Source organism: Mucilaginibacter sp. OAE612 (assembly GCF_041806395.1).
Lineage (GTDB): Bacteria > Bacteroidota > Bacteroidia > Sphingobacteriales > Sphingobacteriaceae > Mucilaginibacter > Mucilaginibacter rubeus.
On record NZ_JBGMUW010000001.1, the window covers coordinates 46016 to 68080 of the forward strand.

The window sequence follows — 22065 nt, forward strand, 5'->3', positions numbered from 1 at the left end:
GTTATGTTAGTTTTGTAGCCTGAAACTATATAATAAGCTATTTAGGTTCAACCTCAATTTAAAAAATAATTCTGATGAAGTTTGGAGTAGTTATATTTCCCGGTTCTAATTGTGATGAGGATATCATATATGTATTAGAGAAAGTGATGGGTCAGCAAGTGGTAAGGTTATGGCATAAAGATCATGACCTGCAGGGTGTTGACTTTGTTGTTTTACCCGGTGGTTTTTCATTTGGCGATTACCTGCGTTCGGGCGCTATTTCTCGTTTTTCGCCAATTATGCAGGAGGTTATCCAGTTTGCTGCCAAAGGTGGTTATGTAATGGGTATTTGCAATGGCTTCCAGATATTGACCGAGGCCGGTTTGTTGCCAGGTGCGCTATTGCACAACACCAATCGCAAATTTATTTGCCGCAACATTTACTTAAAACCGCAAACAACTCAATCATTACTTACCGTTCAGCTTGATCCGCAGCAACCCTTAAGGATCCCGATAGCACATGGTGAAGGCAACTATTTTGCTGATGCAGATGTGATCAAAGCCCTTAACGATAACGATCAGGTAATGTTCAGGTACTGCGATGAGGCCGGCAATATCACTGCCGACTCAAATCCTAACGGATCATTGGAAAACATTGCAGGTGTTACAAACTTAGGCAGGAATGTATTTGGCTTAATGCCGCATCCGGAACGTGCTGCCGATGGCTTATTAGCCAATGAAGATGGTTTAGCTATTTTTGAATCAATATTATCAATAGTTAGGGCCTGATGACCAGCCTGGTTATCGATATTGGTAATACGCTCATCAAAATCGCGGTTTTTAAACTGGATGAAATACTTGAGGTTAGCCAATATGAAACCATTGATGTGCCGGTACTGGATGCTTTGCTTAACAAATACCATCCTGTTAAGGCAATCATATCGTCGGTAAAAAAAAATACAGAAGCATGGCAGGCCGGGCTGGGGCAAAAAATTTCGCTGACGCATTTTAATACATTAATGACAAGCGGAATAAATAACCATTATTTAACCCCTGAAACCCTTGGGCCCGACAGGCTGGCAGCTGTTATTGGTGCATATCATATGTTCCCGGGGCAAAATAGCCTGGTAATAACCGGGGGTACGGCCATTACTTATGATGGTGTCGACACCGCAGGAAATTATTTTGGCGGCAGCATATCGCCGGGCTTAAATATGCGTTATAAGGCTTTGAACAATTATACGGCAGGTTTGCCGCTTATTGAACCCGATGCCGGTTTTGATACGCCATACGGAAACAATACAACCACGGCCATCCGTTCGGGAGTACAAAACGGAATAAAATATGAGCTTACTGGTTTTATTGAAAGTTATAAAACCGGCGAGGGGCAACTGAACATTATACTAAGCGGGGGCGACAGCATTTTTTTTGATACTCTATTGAAAAATAGCATCTTTGCCCGCTACATAAAAATTGAACCATATTTGGTTTTAAAAGGATTAAACGCAGCTATACAAAAGCATAATGATTAAATATACCCGGTTTTTTATAACACTTTTATTGGCTGTTGCCTCTTTTTCAGCATATGCGCAATCAACGGCAACTTCAAGCTCTCCATATTCACGTTACGGTATTGGTGATATTGATCCTCAACTGATGGGCCAAAACATAGGTATGGGCGGTATAGCTGTAGCTACAAACAGGATAAGCCTTTTTAACAATATCAACGTAATAAATCCGGCTTCATACGGTGCCATTAATCTTACAACCATTGATGTTGGCTTATATGCAAACTTTTTAAATCTGTCGCAAACCGGTTCGGCAAGCCAAAAAAACAGCAATTTCAGGCTTAACCACATCGCTTTCGCTATTCCAACTTCAAAACGTTCGGCATTGAGTTTTGGTTTATTGCCATACAGCGAGCGCGGCTATAATTTTAAAAAAACGGTGAATAAATTAGGAACCTCGGGTTCACCTGCCGATACCAACGTAACAAACTACAGTTACAGCGGCGATGGTAGTTTATCAAAAGCATATTTGGGATATGGTTTTGGCATCGGTAAGCATTTGTTATTAGGTGCAAACGTATCGTACATATTTGGTAATATTAAAGATATCGCTACTACCGAAATTCCTGGCCTGGCAGGTGCCATCAACTCAAAAATTGAATCGAGCAATGCCATTGGTGGTATCAACTATGATTACGGCTTGCAGTATTCATTTGATTTTTCTGAAACCAAGCATCTTGTATTTGGCTATTCGGCATCTGCAGGTACAAAACTGCACACGCAAAGCAGCTTTATTGTTAGCCAGTACTTTAACGATGCAAACGGAAACCAGGACATAGCTGCCGATAGCGTGGTTAGCACAACCGGTCCTAAATCAAAACTAAAATTACCGCAGATCAACAGGTTTGGGATCTCTTTCCAAAGTGATGGTAAATTTTTGGTTGGTGCCGATTACTCCATGGGCAAATGGTCCGACTTGTCAATTGCCGGCGTAAACCAGGGTTTACAGGATAGTAAAACTTTCAATATTGGTGGTTCGTATACCCCAAACATATCAACCATCAGAAATTACCTTGCCACTGTTGATTACCGCATAGGTGCTATATATGATCAAACCTATATGCACATTAACGGTACTACTATTAAACGTTATGCCGGTACTGTAGGTGTTGGCTTGCCTTTACGCTCAAATAACGGCAGCTACTATAAAATTAATATCGCGGCAGAAATAGGTCAGCGCGGTTCGTTGGTTAACGGTTTGGTTAAAGAAAACTACGTTAATATTCACCTTGGCTTTACTCTTAACGATAAGTGGTTTACCAAGTATAAATTCGACTAATTCGCTATTATGAGCCGCCCTGCAGTTAACATACCGGCTTTATGCCTGTTACTGTTGCCAATGGCGGCTTTCCTGTCTTCGTGCGAAAATGACCTGAAAAAAGTTAGGGAAATTTCGGCTAATGAGGTTGATACGGTAACCCGGCGCACTACGGGGCTTGATCTGATCATGAGCGATTCGGCCAAAGTGGAGATCCATCTTACTGCCCCGCTGATGATCGAATACCAGATCAAGAAGCCTTATAAAATTATGCCTAAAGGCGTAAAGATCGACTACTATGATCGGGGAACTGGCCAGTTTGCCGGTGATATCATTGCCGACACAGGTATCCAGCGTGAGCAGGAAAAATTGATCGAATTTCATGGCAACGTAGTTGCAACCAACGCCAAAGGGGAAACCTTTAAATCAAACGAATTATTTTGGGACCAGGTAACCAAGCGGGTTTACTCCAATAAACCTGTTCAGGCCACACTTAGCGGCGGTAATGTCATGAATGGCAATACCTTTGAAAGTGATGATAAGCTTTTAAACCCTACTTTTAAAAGCAGCACCGGGCTGTTTCATGTTGATGAAAAAGCGACACAATAATGACTTTTTTTAACGAAAATTTTGTGTTATAGAATTTTGTTAAAAATTGTATCTTGCGCCCTCTTAAAAAGAATAGAATAATTATAAATGTAATATGGGTATAATGGGTTTTTTGCGCGAAAGGATGGGGAAGATTCTCGCATTCTTTATTGGTTTCGCGCTGCTTGCATTTATTGTGAGCGAAGTTGTAAGATCGGGCGGTTCCTTTTTCAGGGACGATAGTAACGAGCTTGCCGTTGTAAACGGCGAAAAAGTGCCCTATGACAAATTCAACGAAAAGCTGGAGCAAAACTCTGCACAGTTTAAACAACAGGGACAAAGTATCTCTCCGCAAATAGCAAGCTATCTGCAGGAAACTACCTGGAACCAGTATTTAAGCCAGTTGCTGATAGGCAAAGAAATTGAAAAACTTGGCCTTACTGTTGGTGATGATGAAATGAACGTAATGATCGGTGATAATAATCCCGACCCGCAGATAGCCCGCCAGTTTGCCGATCAGCAAACCGGTCAGTTTGATCGCAGCAGGTATGATCAGTTCAAAGCCTACCTGCAATCAGGCAAAGCCGACCCTGCTCAGAAAAAAGCATGGAGCGATTTTGTGATCGACCTGATAGAAGCTAAAAAAGCTACTAAATACATGACTTTGGTTACCAACGGCCTGTATGTAAACTCGCTTGAAGCTACAGATGATTACGAAGCAAAAAACAAGCTGGCTAACTTTAAATATGTATCGCTTGATTATGCTTCAATCCCTGATGCTAAAGTTACTTTAACCGATGCTGATTACAGCGCATATTATGATGCACACAAAACTTCATTTAAAACTCCGCAGGAGTTAAGGAATTTTGAATACGTTAGTTTTAACGCAGCTCCTTCAAAAGAAGACTCGGCGGCAGTTAAACAACAAGCTGATAAATTAGCCAATGAATTCAAAACTACTCCTAACGATTCGCTTTTTGTGCAAATCAATGCCGAAACCAAAGCGCCTTTGGCTTACCAGCGTAAAGGCAGCCTTGACCCTAAACTGGATACTGCCATGTTTAGCGCGGCTAAAGGTTTTGTTTATGGTCCTTACCTTGAAAACGGCAGCTACAAAATAGCTAAGCTGGTTGATACCAAAACTACGTTTGATTCGGTTAAAACCAGGCATATCCTGATCGACCTTGCGTCGGCAGGCGGTGAAGAAAAAGCTAAAGCTAAAGCCGACTCAATTAAAAAATTAATCCAGGGCGGTAAATCATTTGCCGAACTTGCAACAGCTTTCTCTGCCGATAAAGGCAGCGCGGTAAAGGGCGGTGAAATTCCTTCATTTGATGCCAATGGCTCAATGGCAGGTCAGGGCAATTTAGTTCCTGAATATTACAATGCTGCTTATAAAGCAAATAAAGGCGATATCCTTGTTGTGAAATCACAATTTGGCTACCACGTTATCCAGATTGAAGATCAGAAAGGTTCTGTTAAACTGGTTAAAGTTGGTGTAGTTGATAAGCCGTTAACTGCAAGCAGCAAAACCCAAACTGTAGCTTACAGCAAAGCCCAGGCATTCTTGGCCTCATTAACACCTGATAATTTTGAAGCAGAAGCTAAAAAAGAAGGTTTGAAACCCCGTACAGCCGAAGATGTTACCGCGATAGCTTCTGGTCTTCCTGGCCTGGATAACGCGCGTGACGTGGTTAGATGGGCTTACAAAGCCGAAAAAGGCGATATTACTGATAAAGTATTTACCGTAGGCGACCAGTATATAGTAAGCCGCCTTACCGAAATTAAACCTAAAGGTACCTTATCTCTTGAGGCTGTAAAAAAGCAAATTGAGCCAATGGTACGCAACGAGGTTAAAGCCAAACAATTGAAAGAGAAATTTGACGCAGCCCTTAGCGGCGGTACTTCAATTGACCAGGTTGCCCAAAAAGTAGGCAGCAAGGTAGTTCCGGTTGAAAACATTGTATTTGCCAATCCTATTATCCCAGGTCAATCGGCAGAATATAAAGTTATCGGTTCAATCTTTGGTTCGGCAATCAACAAAATTTCAAAGCCTGTTGATGGTGCCCAAGGTGTTTATGTATATGTGGTTAATGGTTTCACTAACCCGCCGGCACTAACCAACGCTATTAAACAAAAAGAACAAATTAACCAGGCGCTTTTACAACGTTCACAAGGCCAGGTGCTCGATGCATTAAAAGATAATGCAATTGTAAAAGATAACAGGGCGAAATTCTTCTAAACAAAATTTAAAGTAAATTTGCATCCGGGATCAGCGTTAAGCCGTTCCCGGATTTTTTGTTTATATACGGTCTGTTAGGCTTTTATATAAAGCAGTTAAGTAGTATTAGCTTTAAACTTTGTGCGTTCTGCTTTCAGCTGCTTATAAAAATATTGATAATCAAGCTAAGCGGCTTTAGGCTTTATGCCTTCAGCTTTTAGCTTTCATATAAAAGATATGGATATCCAGGAAAACATAATAAATAAGGTGGCTCAGAGCGGCCTCGTTACCTTAGACCCGGCTTCTTTTTATCCTGCCGGCGATCGCGTTATTTATGATATTAAAGATAACCTGTTCCATGGCCTGATCCTTCGCGAGAAAGATTTCAGAGACTTTATAAAGGAACATGACTGGGCGCAATATGAGGGTAAAAATGTAGGTATCACCTGTACCGCCGATGCTATTGTACCAGCCTGGGCATATATGCTGCTGGCCAACCGGATGGCCCCTTACGCCCGCGAAATTGTTTTTGGCGATAAAGAGGTATTGGAAACTGTACTTTTTGAAAAGGAAATAGCCAAAGCGGATTTTGAACAATACCGTGGACAGCGGATTGTGTTGAAAGGTTGCGGCGATACCGAAGTGCCGGTATCTGCTTATGTTGAGCTGACTAAAAAGCTGAGTGCTGTGGTTAAAAGCCTCATGTTTGGTGAGCCTTGTTCAACAGTACCCATCTATAAGCGTAAGGATTAAGTATTTAACTGGCAGCACGCAATAAAAACAAGTTTAAACCATTTATAATAGCAGTTGTCATATCACAAGCCCGGCTAAAAAGGGCTATTAATCAATGAAGAAACTGCTGATAAATAAATATTTTTTTACTGTACTGCTTTTTATAGCCTGCTGCAAGGGCGGATTTGCCCAGGAACTGAAAAAGATCAATGAGTCGATCTTTAAAGCAGGTGAACAACTGGACTACAAGATGAAATACGGTTTTTTTACTGCAGCTGAAGCCACCATAAAGGTAGAAGCCAGCGATAAGAAATATAATGACCGCCCTACATTTCATCTCGTGGCCGAAGGCAAAACCGCCGGCTCTTTCGACCTTTTTTACAAGGTACGCAACCGTTATGAATCATATGTAGATCAAACAACGTTGATGCCCTATTTTTATACAGAAAACAGGCGCGAAGGTAAATACAGGCATACCGACAATGTTACGTTCGATCAGAAAGACAAGAAGGTAACGGCAAATAAAGGAACATTCGGGTATAAAGGTGAATCCTTTGATTTTGTATCGGCTTATTATTTTGCGCGGGCCATTGATGTTTCAAAGCTGCACCAGGGCGATACCTTTGATCTGCAATATTTCCTGGAAGACGGGTTTCACAGTATGCAAATAACCTATGTTGGCACTGAAACGGTTGAGTGTTCGCTTGGTAAGTTTAATTGTCTTAAATTTAGCCCGGCAATTATTCCGGGGCGCATTTTCCGGAAAAACAGCAAGTTGTACCTTTGGGTTACCAACGATAAGAACAGGATCCCGGTAAAGGCCCACGTTGAAGTGCTGATAGGCAGCGTAACAATGGACCTGAAATCGGCTGCAGGACTTAAATATCCTTTGAACCCTATAAAAGATTGATTTAAAAAAAGATAATGATTGAGGTTGGCAATGTATTACTGCACGAGGATGTAGTAAAAGAGAATTTTGTATGTAATTTAAATAAATGCAAGGGTGCCTGCTGCCTTGAAGGTGACTCGGGCGCGCCACTTAATGCCGATGAACTCGATATCCTGAAAGAGATCTATCCTAAAGTAAAGCCTTACCTTACCGCGAAAGGGATCAAAACCATTGAAAAGGAAGGGGTTTACGTTACCGATTTTGAAGGGGATTATACTACGCCCTGTGTTGATACCAACAAAGAATGCGCCTATGTAATATGGGAAAACGGCATTACTAAATGCGGTATTGAAAAAGCGTATGAAGAAGGTGCCGTTAATTGGAAAAAACCCATATCGTGTCATTTATATCCTATCCGCATAACATCTTATCCCGAGTTTGATGTTTTAAACTATGACCGTTGGAGTATCTGCAGCCCCGCATGTTCATTTGGGGATGAGTTGAAAGTACGCGTTCACGAATTTTTGAAAGATCCGCTCATCCGTAAATACGGAGCAGATTGGTACCGGGAACTGGAAGATACCGTTGCCGGAATTTAATCTTTTGTAAAACTTTTTAGGCCGGATATTTTTTCTTTAAACTGTAGTATAACGCCTTGCCTAAACCTATATATTGAGCGTTATAGGAGTAATTACAATAAAATTGGATATTATTGTACTACCTAATATATCTACGGTCATAATTAATGAAAAAGGCTTTAATAACAGGCATAACGGGTCAGGATGGCGCTTATTTAGCAGAATTTTTGCTGAAGAAGGGCTATGAGGTACACGGGGTTAAACGCCGCTCATCCTTATTAAATACCGACAGGATAGATCATTTATACCATGACCCGCATGAGTCGGGTGTTAAATTCAGTCTGCATTATGGCGACCTCACCGATTCAACAAATCTGATCAGGCTAATCCAGGAAGTTCAGCCCGATGAAATTTATAACCTTGCAGCACAAAGCCATGTAAAAGTGAGCTTTGAAACCCCCGAATATACCGCCAATGCTGATGGTGTTGGTGTACTCCGTATTCTTGAAGCAGTAAGGCTTCTTGATCTCACCAAAAAAACACGTATCTACCAGGCTTCCACATCCGAGCTGTATGGTTTGGTACAGGCTGTGCCGCAAAATGAAACTACGCCCTTTTATCCACGCTCACCTTACGCGGTGGCAAAACTATATGGCTACTGGATTGTAGTTAATTATCGCGAAGCCTATGGTATGTATGCCTGCAACGGGATTTTGTTTAACCATGAAAGCCCGGTAAGGGGCGAAACTTTCGTTACCCGGAAAATTACCCGGGCAGCATCAAAAATAGCCCTTGGCTCGCAAAACTGTTTGTATGTAGGCAACCTTTCGGCACAGCGCGATTGGGGGCATGCCAAAGATTATATAGAGGCGATGTGGCTGATGCTGCAGCAGGAAACTGCCGAAGACTTTGTAATAGCAACCGGTGTAACAACCACCGTCCGTGATTTTATCAGGATGGCTTTCATGGAGTTGGGTATCGAAGTTGAATTTAGCGGAAAGGACGAGAACGAGCGTGGGGTGATCATTGATATTGATGAGGAAAGGGCCATCGCGCTTGGATTGAACCTGGAGGCTTTGAGGTTTGGGCAAACTGTTGTAAAAGTTGACCCCAGGTATTTCAGGCCGACAGAGGTTGATCTGTTAATTGGAGATGCTGCCAAAGCTTATAACAAGCTCGGCTGGAAACCAAAATATGATTTGCAGGCATTGGTGACGGATATGGTACTGGCAGATCTGCAGCTGGTAAAAAAAGATGAATATCTGAAAAAAGGTGGGTTTAGCACGCCTAATTATTTTGAATAACCAAGTATAAAACCATATAAACCATTATATGAAGAGAATATTTACAAGCATTATTTTACTGCTTTTGATAAGCGGGTTTGCGAAGGCCCAGTCAATATATCAACCTTATAACTACCAGTTTTATCAGAAACTAAATGAGGATGTTTATTCCACCAAAACAAGGGTACACAGTTCATTAAAACCATTTATGGTTGATGACTCACTTTTGAAAGTTCACTATGACTCATTGATGAACTTAAACGATATTAAAGGGCGTTTTTTTAATGAACATCAGATTGATGTTAAAAGCAGCAACTCCACCTTCTATGCCGATCTGTTGCCCGACTTCAATCTGAGCCGTGATTTCTCAGGGAAAAAGAACACCAATTTTGGTACACTTGGGATCCAGTTGGGCGGTACCTTCGGAAAAAACTTTTCGTATAATGTGGCCGGATATGAAAACCGCGCGGTATTACCTAATTATTTACAAACCTACGTTAACCAGGTTGGCATAGCCCCCGGACAGGCCTACGCCGGTATTTACGGCAATGAATACCGCTGGTCATATATCACGGCTAACGTTTCGTATACACCGATAAAGTTTTTGAACATCAGCGCGGGGCGCGATAAAACCTTTGTTGGCGATGGCTACCGGTCATTATTATTATCTGATTATGCATCGCCCTACCCATTTTTCAAGTTAACGGCTACGCTGGGCAATGTGCGTTATATGGCCATGTGGACTTATTTTAATGACCCGCTTTCGGTAAAAGTAGATAACGGGGACAGGAAAAAATTTGGTGTATTTCACTATTTAGACTGGAACGTATCTAACCGGTTATCACTCGGTTTCTTTGACGCGGTGATATGGGCTGCTAAGGATGATTTAGGCCATAAACGCGGGTTTGATTTTACTTACATCAACCCGGTGATATTTTTAAGGCCTGTTGAAGCTTCAAATGGCTCACCCGATAATGCTTTGATAGGATTTACAGCTAAATATAAGCTAACTGATGGCATCACGGCTTATGGCCAGTTTTCGCTTGACGAGTTTGAGTCTTCAAGCTTCTTTTCAAGTAAAGGTAGCTCGCGCAATAAATACGGATTTCAATTGGGTGTAAGGGGGGCTGACCTGTTTAATGTTAAAGGCTTAAACTATTTGCTCGAGACAAATAATGTTAAACCATATACCTATTCAGAGCGTTCTTCGGTAATCAATTACACTGAAAATGGCGAGCCGATAGGACATCCCTGGGGCGCCAATTTCCGCGAGGTAGTTGGACTGCTTAACTATTCATATAAAAGGTTTGATTTTTCAGGGGAGCTTGACTATGGGCATTACGGGCTTGATATCAATGGCCTGAACTATGGTAAGGACCCCTTTCAGGGTTATCGTGACCCGGCAAGGGTATATGGCAATTACACCGGGCAGGGCCTAACCACCAATATGGTTTACCTGGAGGGAAAAGTAGCCTATTTGATTAACCCCAAGTATAACCTAAGGTTTGAGCTTGGCGGCCTGGTACGCCGTGATAAGAACAACCAGTTCAATGATAAAACATCGATGTTAACCTTTGGTATCCGCAGTTCATTCCGTGCTATATATAATGATTTGGCGAGCTATAAAGTTCATTAAATTGAGCCCTGCATGATTAAAGAATTTTAACAAAACATAAAAAGCGACCATCAGTCGCTTTTTATGTTTTGTACGTAATAACAATTTTGCATTACGACGCTATCGTATTCACATTGCGTTTCTCAGCCATGTTACGTACTTGCCTGGCTATACCGTTGGCATCAAAGCCACAGTCGGCCCATAGTTCGGGCTGGTCGCCATGTTCAATAAACTTGTCAGGGATACCCAGGCGTTTAACCTGGATATTGGTATAGCCATTATCGGCCATAAATTCAAGTACCGCGCTACCTATGCCGCCTTCAATGCAGCCGTCTTCAACGGTAATTACTTTATTAAAGTTTTTGAATACGTCATGTAATAAAGCTTCATCAAGCGGTTTTACAAAGCGGAGATCATAATGGGCCGGGTTATAACCTTCGGCATTGAGTTCGGCAGTGGCTTTAATCACCTCGTTGCCGATAGCGCCAATAGACAGGATAGCCACATCATCGCCATCACAAACCTTACGGCCTTTGCCTACGGGGATGGCTTTGAACGGACGCTGCCAGTCAACCATAACTCCATTACCACGTGGATACCTGATCACGAATGGCCCCATGTTTTCCTGCTGGGCAGTAAACATCAGGTTGCGCAGTTCTTCCTCGTTCATGGGGGCAGATACCACCATATTGGGGATACAGCGCATGTAGGCCATGTCATAAGCGCCATGGTGAGTAGCACCATCTGCCCCTGCAAATCCTGCACGGTCAAGACAAAATACTACATTGAGCTTTTGTATGGCTACGTCATGGATCACCTGGTCATAAGCCCGCTGCATAAAGCTGGAGTAAATGTTGCAGAACGGAACGAGCCCCTGGGTAGCTAAACCGGCGGAGAAAGTTACCGCATGCTGCTCGGCAATACCTACGTCAAACGCACGGTTAGGCATGGCCTTCATCATCAGGTTTAATGAACAACCTGATGGCATCGCCGGCGTAATACCCATGATCTTAGGGTTTTGCTCGGCCAGTTCAATGATACTATGCCCAAACACATCCTGGTATTTAGGAGGCTGAGGCTTGTCGTATTTAGTTTTTTTGATTTCGCCGGTGATCTTGTCAAACAAGCCCGGAGCATGCCACTTGGTCTGGTCTTTTTCGGCAAGGGCATAGCCTTTACCTTTCACCGTGATACAGTGCAGTAATTTAGGTCCCGGAATATCGCGCAGGTCCTTTAAAACTTTTATCAGATGATTAACATCATGCCCGTCAATAGGGCCAAAATAACGGAACTTAAGCGCTTCAAAAAAGTTGCTGCGTTTAAGCAGGGTACCTTTAATGCTTTTTTCGAGTTTTTGGGCTACTTTAAAGGCATCCGGGCCAATGGATGATAGTTTGGCCAGTACGTGGGCAATATCGTCCCTGAAGCGGTTGTATGGCTTTGACGTGGTGATGTCGGTCAGGTATTCTTTCAATGCACCAACGTTAGGATCGATGGCCATGTTATTGTCATTCAAAATCACCAGCAGATTGGAGTTTTCAATGCCGGCATGGTTAAGTGCTTCAAAGGCCATGCCTGCGGTCATCGAGCCGTCGCCAATTACGGCTACATGCTGCCTGTCTGTTTCGCCTTTATAATGAGAGGCAACAGCCATGCCCAATGCGGCAGATATAGAAGTTGATGAATGGCCTACACCAAAAGTATCATATATGCTTTCCGAACGTTTTGGGAAGCCGCTGATGCCTCCATGAATACGGTTGGTGTGAAACTCATCACGGCGGCCGGTAAGTATTTTATGGCCGTAAGCCTGGTGCCCAACATCCCAAACTAACTGATCGTATGGCGTATTAAGTACGTATTGTAGCGCTACGGTAAGTTCAACCACACCCAGGCTGGCGGCAAAGTGCCCGCCATTAACTGATACTACGTCAATAATATACTGGCGTAGTTCCTTGCATACCTGTTCAAGCTCTGTTTCATTAAGTAGCTTTAAATCAGATGGATAATTTATTTTTTGTAATAAATTCCCGGCCGGTACCTGCATTGACATTCGTAAGGATATTTAACCTGCAAAATAAACTATTTATTGTTACATTCAGGGTATATAAAGATATTAAATTACTTAACAAACAGGATATGCCAAACAAGACAGTTTGGTTAAGGCATATTATGATGATCAACAGAAGCAGTGGATTGTTTGTTTTTAAACCTGAAAGTCTGTGCTTTGCAGCTTAATTCTTACTGCGATGAATCCGGCCGAAATGTTTATTTTTGACCGGATTTTATGACCGACGATAGTTTTGCCATTAGGTTACCCCAGTTTGAAGGCCCGTTTGACCTGCTGCTGTTTTTCATTGAGCGTGATGAGCTGGATATCCACGATATCCCGATAGCCAAAATTGCCGATGATTTTTTGCACTTCCTGCACCAGATGAGCAGCCTCAATATGGAAATTGCCAGCGAATTTATTTTCGTGGCTGCAACACTTATGCGCATTAAGGCCAAAATGCTGTTGCCGCGTTATGGCACCGAAGAGGCCGGCGATGACCCGGACACCAAAGAAAACCTGATCAGGAAACTCATCGAGTATAAAAAGTTTAAAGAGGTGTGTGAAGAGATCAGGCCTATGGAAGATGAGCGATTTAAACAGGAAAAGCGCGGCAATATCAAACATGACCTCGAACAAGTTGAAAAAGTAGCCGTCCCCGGCGAAGAGTTATCCGAATTAACCCTTTACCGCCTTATGGTTGTTTATGAGCGGATGATCCGCAATTTCACCAGGCGCAGCGAGGAGGTGAAACACACGGTAGTACAGTATCCCTACACCATTGAAAAACAAAAGAAGGCAGTTGCCGATCTGCTCAAGATCAATAAAATGCTCGATTTTAAAGCAATCGCCAAAGAATCTGAAAACAAAGTTCATTTTGTATATAACTTTTTGGCGGTGCTTGAAATGTTGCAACAGGAGCTGATAGATATCCAGATTGGATTGGGTTATAATAACTTTTGGATTTCGCCAAAAGAGATATGAGACATTAGATTTGTGATATGAGACAGCCAAGTGTTTTAAAAAAGAGGAGGCCATCGGTTAGTTTATCGGAGGCTGATTTTTGGACTGATGTTCCAAAAGGAATTAAGCAGGCTATTCAAAAAGCCGAAGAACAACTTGATCGGGGTGAGGGCATTGCACATGATAAAGTGATGGAAAAAATAAAATCCAGATTTCTCAATAGGTGAAGTTGTTTGAGATTCAAAGAATAATTATGCGTTTAGGTCTGACGATTTATTCGCTGTAAACACCTGGGCGGCAAATAATATTATGTTTACTTTTTATTGAGTAAAATTTAACATTGCGGTATCTCAAATCTCATATCTCACATCTCAAATCTATATCAATTGTGTAACTTAGCGCCGTTAAAAACACACAATGAAAAGAGACAAACTGATATTTAAGCTATTGGATGAAGAGCAGCAACGCCAGGAAGAAGGCATTGAGCTTATAGCATCTGAGAATTTTGTAAGCAGGCAGGTTATGGAAGCTGCAGGTTCTGTTGCAACCAACAAATATGCCGAAGGTTTACCGGGCAAACGCTATTACGGCGGCTGCCAGGTAGTTGACGAAATTGAAACCATAGCTATTGAACGCGCCAAGCAATTGTTTAACGCCGAGTGGGTTAACGTACAACCGCATTCTGGTGCACAGGCAAACGCGGCAGTTATGCTTGCTGTATTGCAGCCGGGCGATAAAATATTAGGTTTTGACCTTTCACATGGTGGTCACTTAACACACGGTTCGCCTGTTAACTTTTCGGGCAAATTGTATGAACCTCATTTTTATGGGGTTAAAAAAGAAACCGGCCTGGTTGATTATGACCAGCTTAAAGAGGTAGCCCTGCGCGAAAAACCGAAACTGATCATTGCAGGCGCTTCGGCTTACTCACGCGATTGGGATTATGAGTTTATCCGGAAGGTAGCTGATGAAGTTGGTGCGCTGGTATTGGCCGATATCTCGCACCCTGCAGGTTTAATCGCCCGCGGTTTATTGACCGATCCGCTTCCGCATTGCCACATTGTTACTACTACTACCCACAAAACTTTACGTGGTCCGCGTGGTGGTTTAATTATGATGGGTAAGGATTTTGAAAACCCATTTGGTATCAAAACCCCTAAAGGCGAAATCAGGATGATGTCGTCATTATTGGATATGGCCGTATTCCCTGGTACACAGGGTGGTCCGTTGGAGCATATCATTGCCGCTAAAGCAGTTGCTTTTGGTGAGGCTTTGAGCGAAAACTATATGAAATATATTGTGCAGGTTAAGAAGAATGCCGACGCTATGGCCGAAGCATTTGTGAAGCTGGGCTATCAGATCATATCTGGCGGTACGGATAACCACTTAATGCTGATCGATCTTCGTAATAAAAATATTACAGGTAAAGCTGCCGAAAATGCTTTGGTAACTGCCGATATCACCGTGAATAAAAACATGGTGCCATATGATGATAAATCGCCATTTGTAACCTCAGGCATCCGTGTAGGCACTGCGGCTATCACCACCCGCGGAATGAAGGAAAAACATATGGAGCATATTGTTGAATTGATAGATGCCGTAATTTCTGATCCTGAAAATGAACATTCTATCAAGAAAATCCGTAAAAGGGTTCACAAGTTAATGTACGACTTCCCGTTGTACAGAGATAAGGACTCAGAGTAAAAAATGACACTAAGGCAGGAAGATCCATTAAGTATAGAAGATAAGCGCTTAGCCGCGCTTAAATCATACAATGTTTTGGATACCATGCCCGAAAAGGAGTACGACGCTATTACGCGTTTAGCCTCCTACATATGCCAGGTACCGGCGGCGCTGATATCGCTGCTTGATGCCGAAAGGCAATGGTTTAAATCAACATACGGCGTCGACGTGGGGGAAACACCCCGCGCCGACGCTTTTTGCAACCGCACAATCCAATCCAACGCGCTTCTTGAAATAACCGATTCTAAAGAGGACGAGGAATTTAAGGATAACCCCATAGCCAATGAAATGGGCGTACGCTTTTATGCCGGTGCCCCATTGATTGATCCGGACGGCCACAGACTTGGCTCATTATGCGTGATTGATACAAAGCCGCGTAAGCTCACAGCCGAACAGCGTGATGCGCTCCGTACGCTGGCCGATGAGGTCATGTCGCACCTGCTGCTCCGGAAACAGAAGCTTGAACTGGAGCGAAATTTGAAAAGCCACCAGGAATTTCATGATCTTTTTGACAGCTCGCCGGATATTCACTGTATCATGGACAGGGATTTCAAAATCGAGCAAATTAACCGCTCTGCCAAACCGGTTTTGGGTTATTTAGCTACTGAGGTTATCGGCAAACCCATCTGGAGTTTTTTCCTCGAAGAAGAACAGGCAAAATCGCTGTCGGTCCTGAAAAACGGATTAGGCAGGCAGCAACGCCATTTTGAAATAGAAGCAAATATAATAACACCATCGGGCGATATTAAATGCATTAGCTGGTCGGTAACTTTTAAAAGTGATAAATGGTTTGCCAGCGGGCGCGATATCAGCTATCAGAAAAAGGTGGCCAATGAACTGGCATTACTATCATTGGTTGCAAGTAAAGTTACCAGTGGTGTAGTGATCAGCAACGCCGCCGATGAGGTAATATGGACCAATGAAGCTTTTGAGCAGATAACGGGTTACAGTCAGGCTGATGTGGAGAACCGGCGTTTGCGCGATGTGCTTAAAGGCGTACCGCTGGATGCCGAAGCGATAAAACGGCTGGATGAAGCCATCCGCAACCAGGTATCCTACGAAGTAGACCTGCTGATTGATAAAAAAGATGGTGAACCGGTATGGATCTCGGTATTTAACTCGGTGATTCGCGACAGCGCCGGGCAAACAGATAAATTTATCAGGGTTATTATTGATATAACCCAGCGTAAAAAGATAGAACAGGAGCTGGAGATCCTGTCCTTCGCGGCCCGCAAATCGCCAAGCGGTATCCTGATCCGCAGTAATACGGGCGAGGTGGTCTGGATGAATGAAGCCCTGGAGAGTATAACAGGTTATACGCTTGACGAAATGCGTGGTAAAATGTTTGGCACTATGCTGGTTGGCGAAGATACCGACCTTAATGTGTTTAACGCGGCAGTGAAAGCTGTAGAGGAAAAACGGGGATATGAAGTTGAAATAAAAGTTTATAAAAAGGACAAAACCCCAATTTGGATCTTTCTGTCAAATAGCCCTTTATTTAATGAAACAGGTAGTGTTGAAAGGCAGATAGCTGTCATGGTTGACATCACCGAACGTAAGAAAACCGAAGAGCAGGTAACCATGCTTTCATTAGTGGCCAGCAGTACTGCCAGTGGCGTGGTAATTAATAACAGCGATGGTAAGGTTGAGTGGGTCAATAAAGCCTTTGAGCAAATAACCGGCTATACTTTGCTTGATGTAAAAGACAATCATCTTGGCGATGTGCTGAAAGGGGAGCTTACCGACGTATCTATTATCCAAAAGGCACGGGAGTTATCCCGCAATAAACAATCATTTGAGGTTGACCTGCTGGTTTACCGGAAAGACAGGCAGCCTTTGTGGATCTCGGTCATTAATTCGGTGATCATTAACAGCAAAGGCGAGGTTGATAAATATATAGAGGTTATCATTGATATAACTGCTAAAAAGAAGGCTGAAATTGAACTGATCAATGCCCGCGAGGAAGCCATACAGCTGAGCCGCGCCAAAGATATGTTCATATCGGTAATGAGCCACGAGATCCGTACGCCGCTGAATGCCGTAATTGGTATGTCGCATTTGTTGCTGGAGGATGATCCGCTTGATGGGCAAAAGGAAAACCTTAATATTCTGAAATTCTCGGCCGAAAACCTGATGACACTGATCAACGATGTGCTTGATTTTGCCAAGATCGAAACCGGGAATGTTGAGCTGGAGAAGGAGCGGGTTGATTTAACCGAACTTGTTCAAAGCATAACAAGCTCCATGCAGTATAAAGCCGCCGAAAAAAATATATATATTAGCAAAAGCATTGATGAGGCCATACCCAAGGTGATTTTGGGCGACCGTACCCGGCTGATCCAGATATTACTAAACCTTGTTGGTAATGCCATTAAATTTACCGAAAAAGGCGGAGTTACCATCGATCTGAAAGTAATACAGCAATCAGAACAGGATGTGCGCATCAGGTTTGCAGTAATTGATACCGGCATAGGCATAGCTGCAAATAAACTGGGTACTATATTTGAGCAGTTTAAGCAGGCCGAACTGGATACTACACGCAAGTTTGGCGGTACCGGCCTTGGCCTCGCTATCAGCAAGCGGTTAATTGAACTGCATGACTCGCGCATAAATGTTGACAGCGTACCTGGACAGGGATCAACATTTTGGTTTACCATAGGCTTTAAAAAAGGAGATTACCAGTCAAACAGAAATAGTAATAACGTGGAAGAAGGACTTAAAATAAATGTTTTAGTAGTTGATGACAACCAGATTAACCGCCTGCTCATTAATAAGATATTAAAGAAATGGGGTGCCAGCGCTGATTTTGCCGAAAACGGCATTGAAGCTATTGAAAAGGTTGAAACCAACCGCAACTACAACGTAGTGCTGATGGATATCCACATGCCCGAAATGGGCGGTTTGGAAGCTACAGGCATTATCCGCGCTAAAACAGAAACTTATTTTCAGCAGTTACCGATCATTGCCCTTACGGCCTCTATGCTCAGCAACCAAATGGGCGAGATTAACGATGCCGGAATGAATGACTACATCCTTAAACCCTTTGACCCGAGGGTGCTTTATGATAAACTAAGCAGGTATCAGCAGCAGTAGGGTTTAGTGATTAGAGACTGAAGATTAGAGGTGAGTTTGTTTAACTCCCGTATGTCATTGCGAGCGATAGCGCGGCAATCGCACGTAAGCATGACCGCCCTGTATAGTATGCGATTGCCATGTCGCACCCCTGGCTCATTCCCATGTTGCCCCTCGCAATGACATGATTAGCATAATTCTACTCAATTATGTTCCTACACCGCATAAGCTATTGTAGCTATACTCAACTTCAATCCCGGTACTTTCAATAACTCCCCGCCGCAGGCTTCAAGTGTTGAGCCGGTAGTTACTATATCGTCGACCAGCAAAACGTGCTTACCTTCAAGTGCAGCCGCATCTTTAACCGCGAATACATGCTGCATATTTTCAAACCGGGCAAAGCGCGACCGTTGGGTTTGCGTTTTAGTGGCCACCGTACGTACCAGGCTGTGCTCATCAACAATTGCCTTTAATTTTTCGGCAAGGCCATGAGCAAAGCAGGCGCTTTGGTTATAACCGCGTTCGCGCAGGCGGCGTTTATGGAGCGGAACGGGAACAATTACATCAGCAGTGTTAAAAACATCATTTGCGGCCAGCTGTGCCCCTGCTATGGCTCCAAGCAGATTACCGATCTGGTGCATGCCTTTGTATTTAAAATGGTGCATCAGGTTTTGGATCTTTCCTCCTTTATGAAAATAATAGAGCGCGTAGGCGGCTTCAACATTAATTTTACCCCAAAATTGCTGGGCTACAATATTAGCAGGCTGCTGATGAAAATTGGTAAAAGGTAAATTGAAGCGGCAATCGCTGCAAATGATATGCTCACCTGCTACCAAGCTTGCCTGGCAGGCCGGGCAAAGCTCCGGGAACAGCAGGGCGGCAAAATCTGAAAGGTAGGCACGCAGTAATTTCATGCCCTCAATTTAATACGGATTTTTTAAACTTCGGCCAGTTTATCTTTTTCTTTGATGGCAAGCTGACCGCAGGCAGCGTCAATATCCTTGCCGCGGCTGCGGCGGAGGTGCGTGTTAATACCTTGTTTGGTGAGGTAATCGGCAAATGCTTCAACTTTATCCTCGCCGGCGTTGATGTAGCTGGCAAAAGCAATAGGATTGTATTCAATGATGTTGACCTTGCAGGGCAGGTGTTTGCAAAATTTAGCCAGCTCCATAGCGTCCTGGATACCATCGTTCACACCATCAAAAATAATGTACTCGTAGGTCACCGGGTTTTTGGTTTTGGCGTAGTAATATTTTAATGCCTCGGCCAGGGCCTTTAACGAGTTTTGCTCGTTGATGGGCATAATAGTATTCCGTTTTTCGTCGTTTGCCGCGTGAAGGGAAAGGGCAAGGTTAAATTTTACCTGGTCGTCGCCCAGTTTTTTGATCATTTTGGCAATGCCGGCTGTTGATACGGTAATGCGTTTGGCAGCCATATTAAGCCCATCCTCGGAGGTAATGCGCTCTATCGACTTCATCATGTTGGCATAGTTAAGCAATGGCTCGCCCATACCCATGTAAACAATGTTTGATAAAGGCTGATTGTAGTTTTCGCGGGCTTGCCGATCAATTAAAACTACCTGGTCGTAAATTTCATCGGGGTTGAGGTTCCTTTTGCGCTCCATATAACCGGTGGCACAAAATTTACAGGTAAGGCTGCAACCCACCTGCGATGATACACAGGCTGTCATACGGCCGGGAGTTGGAATTAAAACGCCCTCAATTAAGTGGTTGTCGTGTAAAATAAAAGAATTTTTTATAGTTTTATCAGCACTAACCTGTGAAGAATTAATTTTTACATTATTAATTACAAAATTCGCATCCAGTTTAGCACGGAGTTCTTTTGAAATATTGCTCATCTCGTTGAAAGAAAAGCAAGATTTTTTCCAAAGCCATTCATACACCTGTTTTGCCCTGAAGCCTTTTTCATCCATACGGATGAAATGCTCCTGTAAAGCATTCAGGCTCAGGCTGCGGATGTCAATTTTATCTTTTGTATTGTTCACAGTGCAAAAGTACTTAAATTTAAAAAAATCTATCTTTTTTTAAAGTCATTCTTTTTGGCTAATAAAAAACAATAACTAAAAGTTAATTGTACTTATTTTGCAGGACAGATTGTTTTGAAAAACGTTATGTGTTACGATACTAAGTTTAAATTTTAATGAAAAGTTTTAGAGCCGATTACGTTTTTCCTGTTTATGCCGATCCGATTAAAAATGGAATAGTTACTGTTGATGATCAGGGGAAGATCATAGCTGTTACCGATAATACCAAGTCCCCTGGCGGGCAAATACAGCAGGTAAGCGGTGTTATTTGCCCGGGATTTATCAATACGCATTGCCATACCGAACTTTCTCATTTAAAAGATAAAGTAAAGCCCAAAGGCGGCCTGGTAAATTTTATAAAAGACGTTCAATCCTTACGCAATACCGATCAGCAGGAGGTTCTTGATGCCATAGCTAAGGCCGATCAGGAAATGTATGATAACGGTATTGTAGCCGTTGGTGATATCTCCAATACTAATAATAGTGTTGCGATGAAAAAACAAAGCAAATTATACTATCATACCTTTGTTGAAACTTTTGGTTTTTTGCCCGAAAAGGCTGCTGAAGTTTTTGAAAAAGCGCTGGCCCTGCTTAGTGAATTTAAGCCCGGCTCGTGTTCTATAACCCCGCATGCACCGTATTCGGTATCAAAAGAGCTATTTAAGCTGATTAAAAAGCACAGCGATGCCAACGATGAGAACCTGCTCAGTATCCATAACCAGGAGTGTGAGGATGAGAACAAATTTTACCGGTATAAACTTGGTGCTTTTTTAGAGTTGTACGAGCATTTTGGTATGGATATATCCTATTTCAAGCCGCAGGCCCGTAACTCGGTACAATCTATTATCCCGCTGCTCTCTAACAAGCAAAAGGTTTTGCTGGTACATAATACCTGTACCAACCTGAAGGATATTTACTTCATCAAGCGGTTTGACAGGAAGATAAACTGGTGCTTTTGCCCTAATGCAAACCTTTATATTGAGGGGCGTTTACCTAAAATTGATCTTTTTGTTGACCAGGGTTTTAATATTACCCTTGGTACCGATAGCCTTGCATCAAACAGCAAATTATGCTTACTGAGCGAGATGCGTGCTATTCAACAAAAGTTCCCTTCTATAAGCTTACCGCGCCTGGTTGAATGGGGTACCCGTAATGGAGCCGAATACCTGGGTATCGACGATGAAAAAGGTACGCTTGAAGCAGGCAAAACCCCGGGCCTGAACCTGATTAGCGGCCTTGATGGGTTTAAGATCACCCCCGAAACCAAAGTAAAGAAACTGATATAAATTGACACTAATTTTCACGAATCAGATCGAATTACACGAATAACGTAAAGGAAACATTCGTGTAATTCGATTAAATTATAAGCAATTTATACAAGGATTGGTGCAGATATCGTCCTTTACTCGGGTTTAAGATCGCCCCCGAAACCAAAGTAAAGAAACTGATATAAATTGACACTAATTTTCACGAATCAGATCGAATT

The 22065-nt window shown here is 42.8% G+C and carries 18 protein-coding genes; 15 read left to right on the top strand and 3 right to left on the bottom strand.

Annotated elements, in window-relative coordinates; genetic code table 11:
- Positions 1 to 74: 74 nt before the first annotated feature.
- From purQ to ABID99_RS00225, 10 genes are all read left to right on the top strand, one after another.
- A complete protein-coding gene (gene purQ, locus ABID99_RS00180) occupies positions 75 to 767 on the top strand; it encodes a phosphoribosylformylglycinamidine synthase subunit PurQ (protein ID WP_373612512.1) in 693 nt (230 codons plus the stop codon).
- Complete coding sequence (locus ABID99_RS00185) at positions 767 to 1510, top strand: type III pantothenate kinase (RefSeq protein ID WP_373612513.1); 744 nt, start codon at positions 767 to 769, stop codon at positions 1508 to 1510. Before purQ ends, ABID99_RS00185 begins: the two co-directional genes overlap by 1 nt.
- Positions 1503 to 2825, top strand: a complete 1323-nt coding sequence (locus ABID99_RS00190) for a hypothetical protein (protein WP_373612514.1) — start codon at positions 1503 to 1505, stop codon at positions 2823 to 2825. The genes ABID99_RS00185 and ABID99_RS00190 overlap by 8 nt, the downstream gene beginning before the upstream one ends.
- A gap of 9 nt (positions 2826 to 2834) precedes the next feature.
- The gene (lptC, locus tag ABID99_RS00195; RefSeq protein WP_112651494.1) at positions 2835 to 3413 is read left to right on the top strand and encodes an LPS export ABC transporter periplasmic protein LptC; all 579 of its coding nucleotides are present in this window, start codon (positions 2835 to 2837) and stop codon (positions 3411 to 3413) included.
- Between the two features lie 103 nt (positions 3414 to 3516).
- The gene (locus ABID99_RS00200; RefSeq protein ID WP_373612515.1) at positions 3517 to 5634 is read left to right on the top strand and encodes a SurA N-terminal domain-containing protein; all 2118 of its coding nucleotides are present in this window, start codon (positions 3517 to 3519) and stop codon (positions 5632 to 5634) included.
- 216 nt (positions 5635 to 5850) lie between these two features.
- The gene (locus ABID99_RS00205; protein ID WP_090534980.1) at positions 5851 to 6366 is read left to right on the top strand and encodes a DUF2480 family protein; all 516 of its coding nucleotides are present in this window, start codon (positions 5851 to 5853) and stop codon (positions 6364 to 6366) included.
- Positions 6367 to 6460: 94 nt separating this feature from the next.
- Positions 6461 to 7255 (top strand): DUF3108 domain-containing protein, encoded by a 795-nt coding sequence (locus ABID99_RS00210; RefSeq protein WP_090534956.1) that lies wholly within the window; start codon positions 6461 to 6463, stop codon positions 7253 to 7255.
- 14 nt (positions 7256 to 7269) lie between these two features.
- Positions 7270 to 7833 (top strand): DUF3109 family protein, encoded by a 564-nt coding sequence (locus tag ABID99_RS00215; RefSeq protein ID WP_090534958.1) that lies wholly within the window; start codon positions 7270 to 7272, stop codon positions 7831 to 7833.
- A gap of 146 nt (positions 7834 to 7979) precedes the next feature.
- Positions 7980 to 9116 carry a GDP-mannose 4,6-dehydratase gene (gene gmd, locus ABID99_RS00220; RefSeq protein ID WP_373612516.1) on the top strand — a complete coding sequence of 379 codons (1137 nt, stop codon included), beginning with the start codon at positions 7980 to 7982 and terminating at the stop codon, positions 9114 to 9116.
- A 28-nt stretch (positions 9117 to 9144) separates the two neighbouring features.
- Entirely contained in the window at positions 9145 to 10731 is a 1587-nt protein-coding gene (locus ABID99_RS00225) for a gliding motility protein RemB (RefSeq protein WP_090534962.1), read from the top strand.
- A gap of 91 nt (positions 10732 to 10822) precedes the next feature.
- Here ABID99_RS00225 and dxs read toward each other — a convergent pair whose 3' ends face one another.
- The gene (dxs, locus tag ABID99_RS00230) at positions 10823 to 12754 is read right to left on the bottom strand and encodes a 1-deoxy-D-xylulose-5-phosphate synthase (protein ID WP_354486429.1); all 1932 of its coding nucleotides are present in this window, start codon (positions 12752 to 12754) and stop codon (positions 10823 to 10825) included.
- A 240-nt stretch (positions 12755 to 12994) separates the two neighbouring features.
- Between dxs and ABID99_RS00235 the strand changes: the two genes are divergently transcribed.
- The 4 genes from ABID99_RS00235 (at position 12995) to ABID99_RS00250 (ending at position 18556) form a co-directional block, all read left to right on the top strand.
- Positions 12995 to 13741, top strand: a complete 747-nt coding sequence (locus ABID99_RS00235) for a ScpA family protein (RefSeq protein WP_176627815.1) — start codon at positions 12995 to 12997, stop codon at positions 13739 to 13741.
- A 17-nt stretch (positions 13742 to 13758) separates the two neighbouring features.
- Entirely contained in the window at positions 13759 to 13947 is a 189-nt protein-coding gene (locus ABID99_RS00240; RefSeq protein WP_090534970.1) for a hypothetical protein, read from the top strand.
- A gap of 190 nt (positions 13948 to 14137) precedes the next feature.
- Positions 14138 to 15424 (top strand): serine hydroxymethyltransferase, encoded by a 1287-nt coding sequence (gene glyA / locus ABID99_RS00245; RefSeq protein WP_090534972.1) that lies wholly within the window; start codon positions 14138 to 14140, stop codon positions 15422 to 15424.
- Positions 15425 to 15427: 3 nt separating this feature from the next.
- Positions 15428 to 18556: a PAS domain S-box protein gene (locus ABID99_RS00250; RefSeq protein ID WP_373612517.1), complete on the top strand. Its 3129-nt coding sequence runs from the start codon at positions 15428 to 15430 to the stop codon at positions 18554 to 18556.
- A 194-nt stretch (positions 18557 to 18750) separates the two neighbouring features.
- On the opposite strand, the gene ABID99_RS00255 is transcribed toward ABID99_RS00250, so the two are convergent.
- Both ABID99_RS00255 and rlmN read right to left on the bottom strand, forming a co-directional pair.
- Entirely contained in the window at positions 18751 to 19449 is a 699-nt protein-coding gene (locus ABID99_RS00255; RefSeq protein WP_090534975.1) for a ComF family protein, read from the bottom strand.
- Between the two features lie 23 nt (positions 19450 to 19472).
- Positions 19473 to 20540 carry a 23S rRNA (adenine(2503)-C(2))-methyltransferase RlmN gene (gene rlmN / locus ABID99_RS00260; protein ID WP_090534977.1) on the bottom strand — a complete coding sequence of 356 codons (1068 nt, stop codon included), beginning with the start codon at positions 20538 to 20540 and terminating at the stop codon, positions 19473 to 19475.
- Positions 20541 to 20695: 155 nt separating this feature from the next.
- On the opposite strand from rlmN, the gene ABID99_RS00265 reads away from it, so the two are divergent.
- Positions 20696 to 21865 (top strand): amidohydrolase family protein, encoded by a 1170-nt coding sequence (locus tag ABID99_RS00265; protein ID WP_090534978.1) that lies wholly within the window; start codon positions 20696 to 20698, stop codon positions 21863 to 21865.
- Positions 21866 to 22065: the final 200 nt, after the last annotated feature.

Coding starts and splice junctions, on each gene's coding strand:
- dxs (WP_354486429.1), bottom strand. CDS start 12,754: ATGCAGGTACCGGCCGGGAATTTATTACAAAAAATAAATTATCCATCT.
- ABID99_RS00185 (WP_373612513.1), top strand. CDS start 767: ATGACCAGCCTGGTTATCGATATTGGTAATACGCTCATCAAAATCGCG.
- ABID99_RS00205 (WP_090534980.1), top strand. CDS start 5,851: ATGGATATCCAGGAAAACATAATAAATAAGGTGGCTCAGAGCGGCCTC.
- gmd (WP_373612516.1), top strand. CDS start 7,980: ATGAAAAAGGCTTTAATAACAGGCATAACGGGTCAGGATGGCGCTTAT.
- ABID99_RS00200 (WP_373612515.1), top strand. CDS start 3,517: ATGGGTTTTTTGCGCGAAAGGATGGGGAAGATTCTCGCATTCTTTATT.
- ABID99_RS00255 (WP_090534975.1), bottom strand. CDS start 19,449: ATGAAATTACTGCGTGCCTACCTTTCAGATTTTGCCGCCCTGCTGTTC.
- ABID99_RS00235 (WP_176627815.1), top strand. CDS start 12,995: ATGACCGACGATAGTTTTGCCATTAGGTTACCCCAGTTTGAAGGCCCG.
- ABID99_RS00240 (WP_090534970.1), top strand. CDS start 13,759: ATGAGACAGCCAAGTGTTTTAAAAAAGAGGAGGCCATCGGTTAGTTTA.
- ABID99_RS00225 (WP_090534962.1), top strand. CDS start 9,145: ATGAAGAGAATATTTACAAGCATTATTTTACTGCTTTTGATAAGCGGG.
- ABID99_RS00265 (WP_090534978.1), top strand. CDS start 20,696: ATGAAAAGTTTTAGAGCCGATTACGTTTTTCCTGTTTATGCCGATCCG.
- ABID99_RS00250 (WP_373612517.1), top strand. CDS start 15,428: ATGACACTAAGGCAGGAAGATCCATTAAGTATAGAAGATAAGCGCTTA.
- lptC (WP_112651494.1), top strand. CDS start 2,835: ATGAGCCGCCCTGCAGTTAACATACCGGCTTTATGCCTGTTACTGTTG.
- glyA (WP_090534972.1), top strand. CDS start 14,138: ATGAAAAGAGACAAACTGATATTTAAGCTATTGGATGAAGAGCAGCAA.
- ABID99_RS00190 (WP_373612514.1), top strand. CDS start 1,503: ATGATTAAATATACCCGGTTTTTTATAACACTTTTATTGGCTGTTGCC.
- ABID99_RS00215 (WP_090534958.1), top strand. CDS start 7,270: ATGATTGAGGTTGGCAATGTATTACTGCACGAGGATGTAGTAAAAGAG.
- ABID99_RS00210 (WP_090534956.1), top strand. CDS start 6,461: ATGAAGAAACTGCTGATAAATAAATATTTTTTTACTGTACTGCTTTTT.
- purQ (WP_373612512.1), top strand. CDS start 75: ATGAAGTTTGGAGTAGTTATATTTCCCGGTTCTAATTGTGATGAGGAT.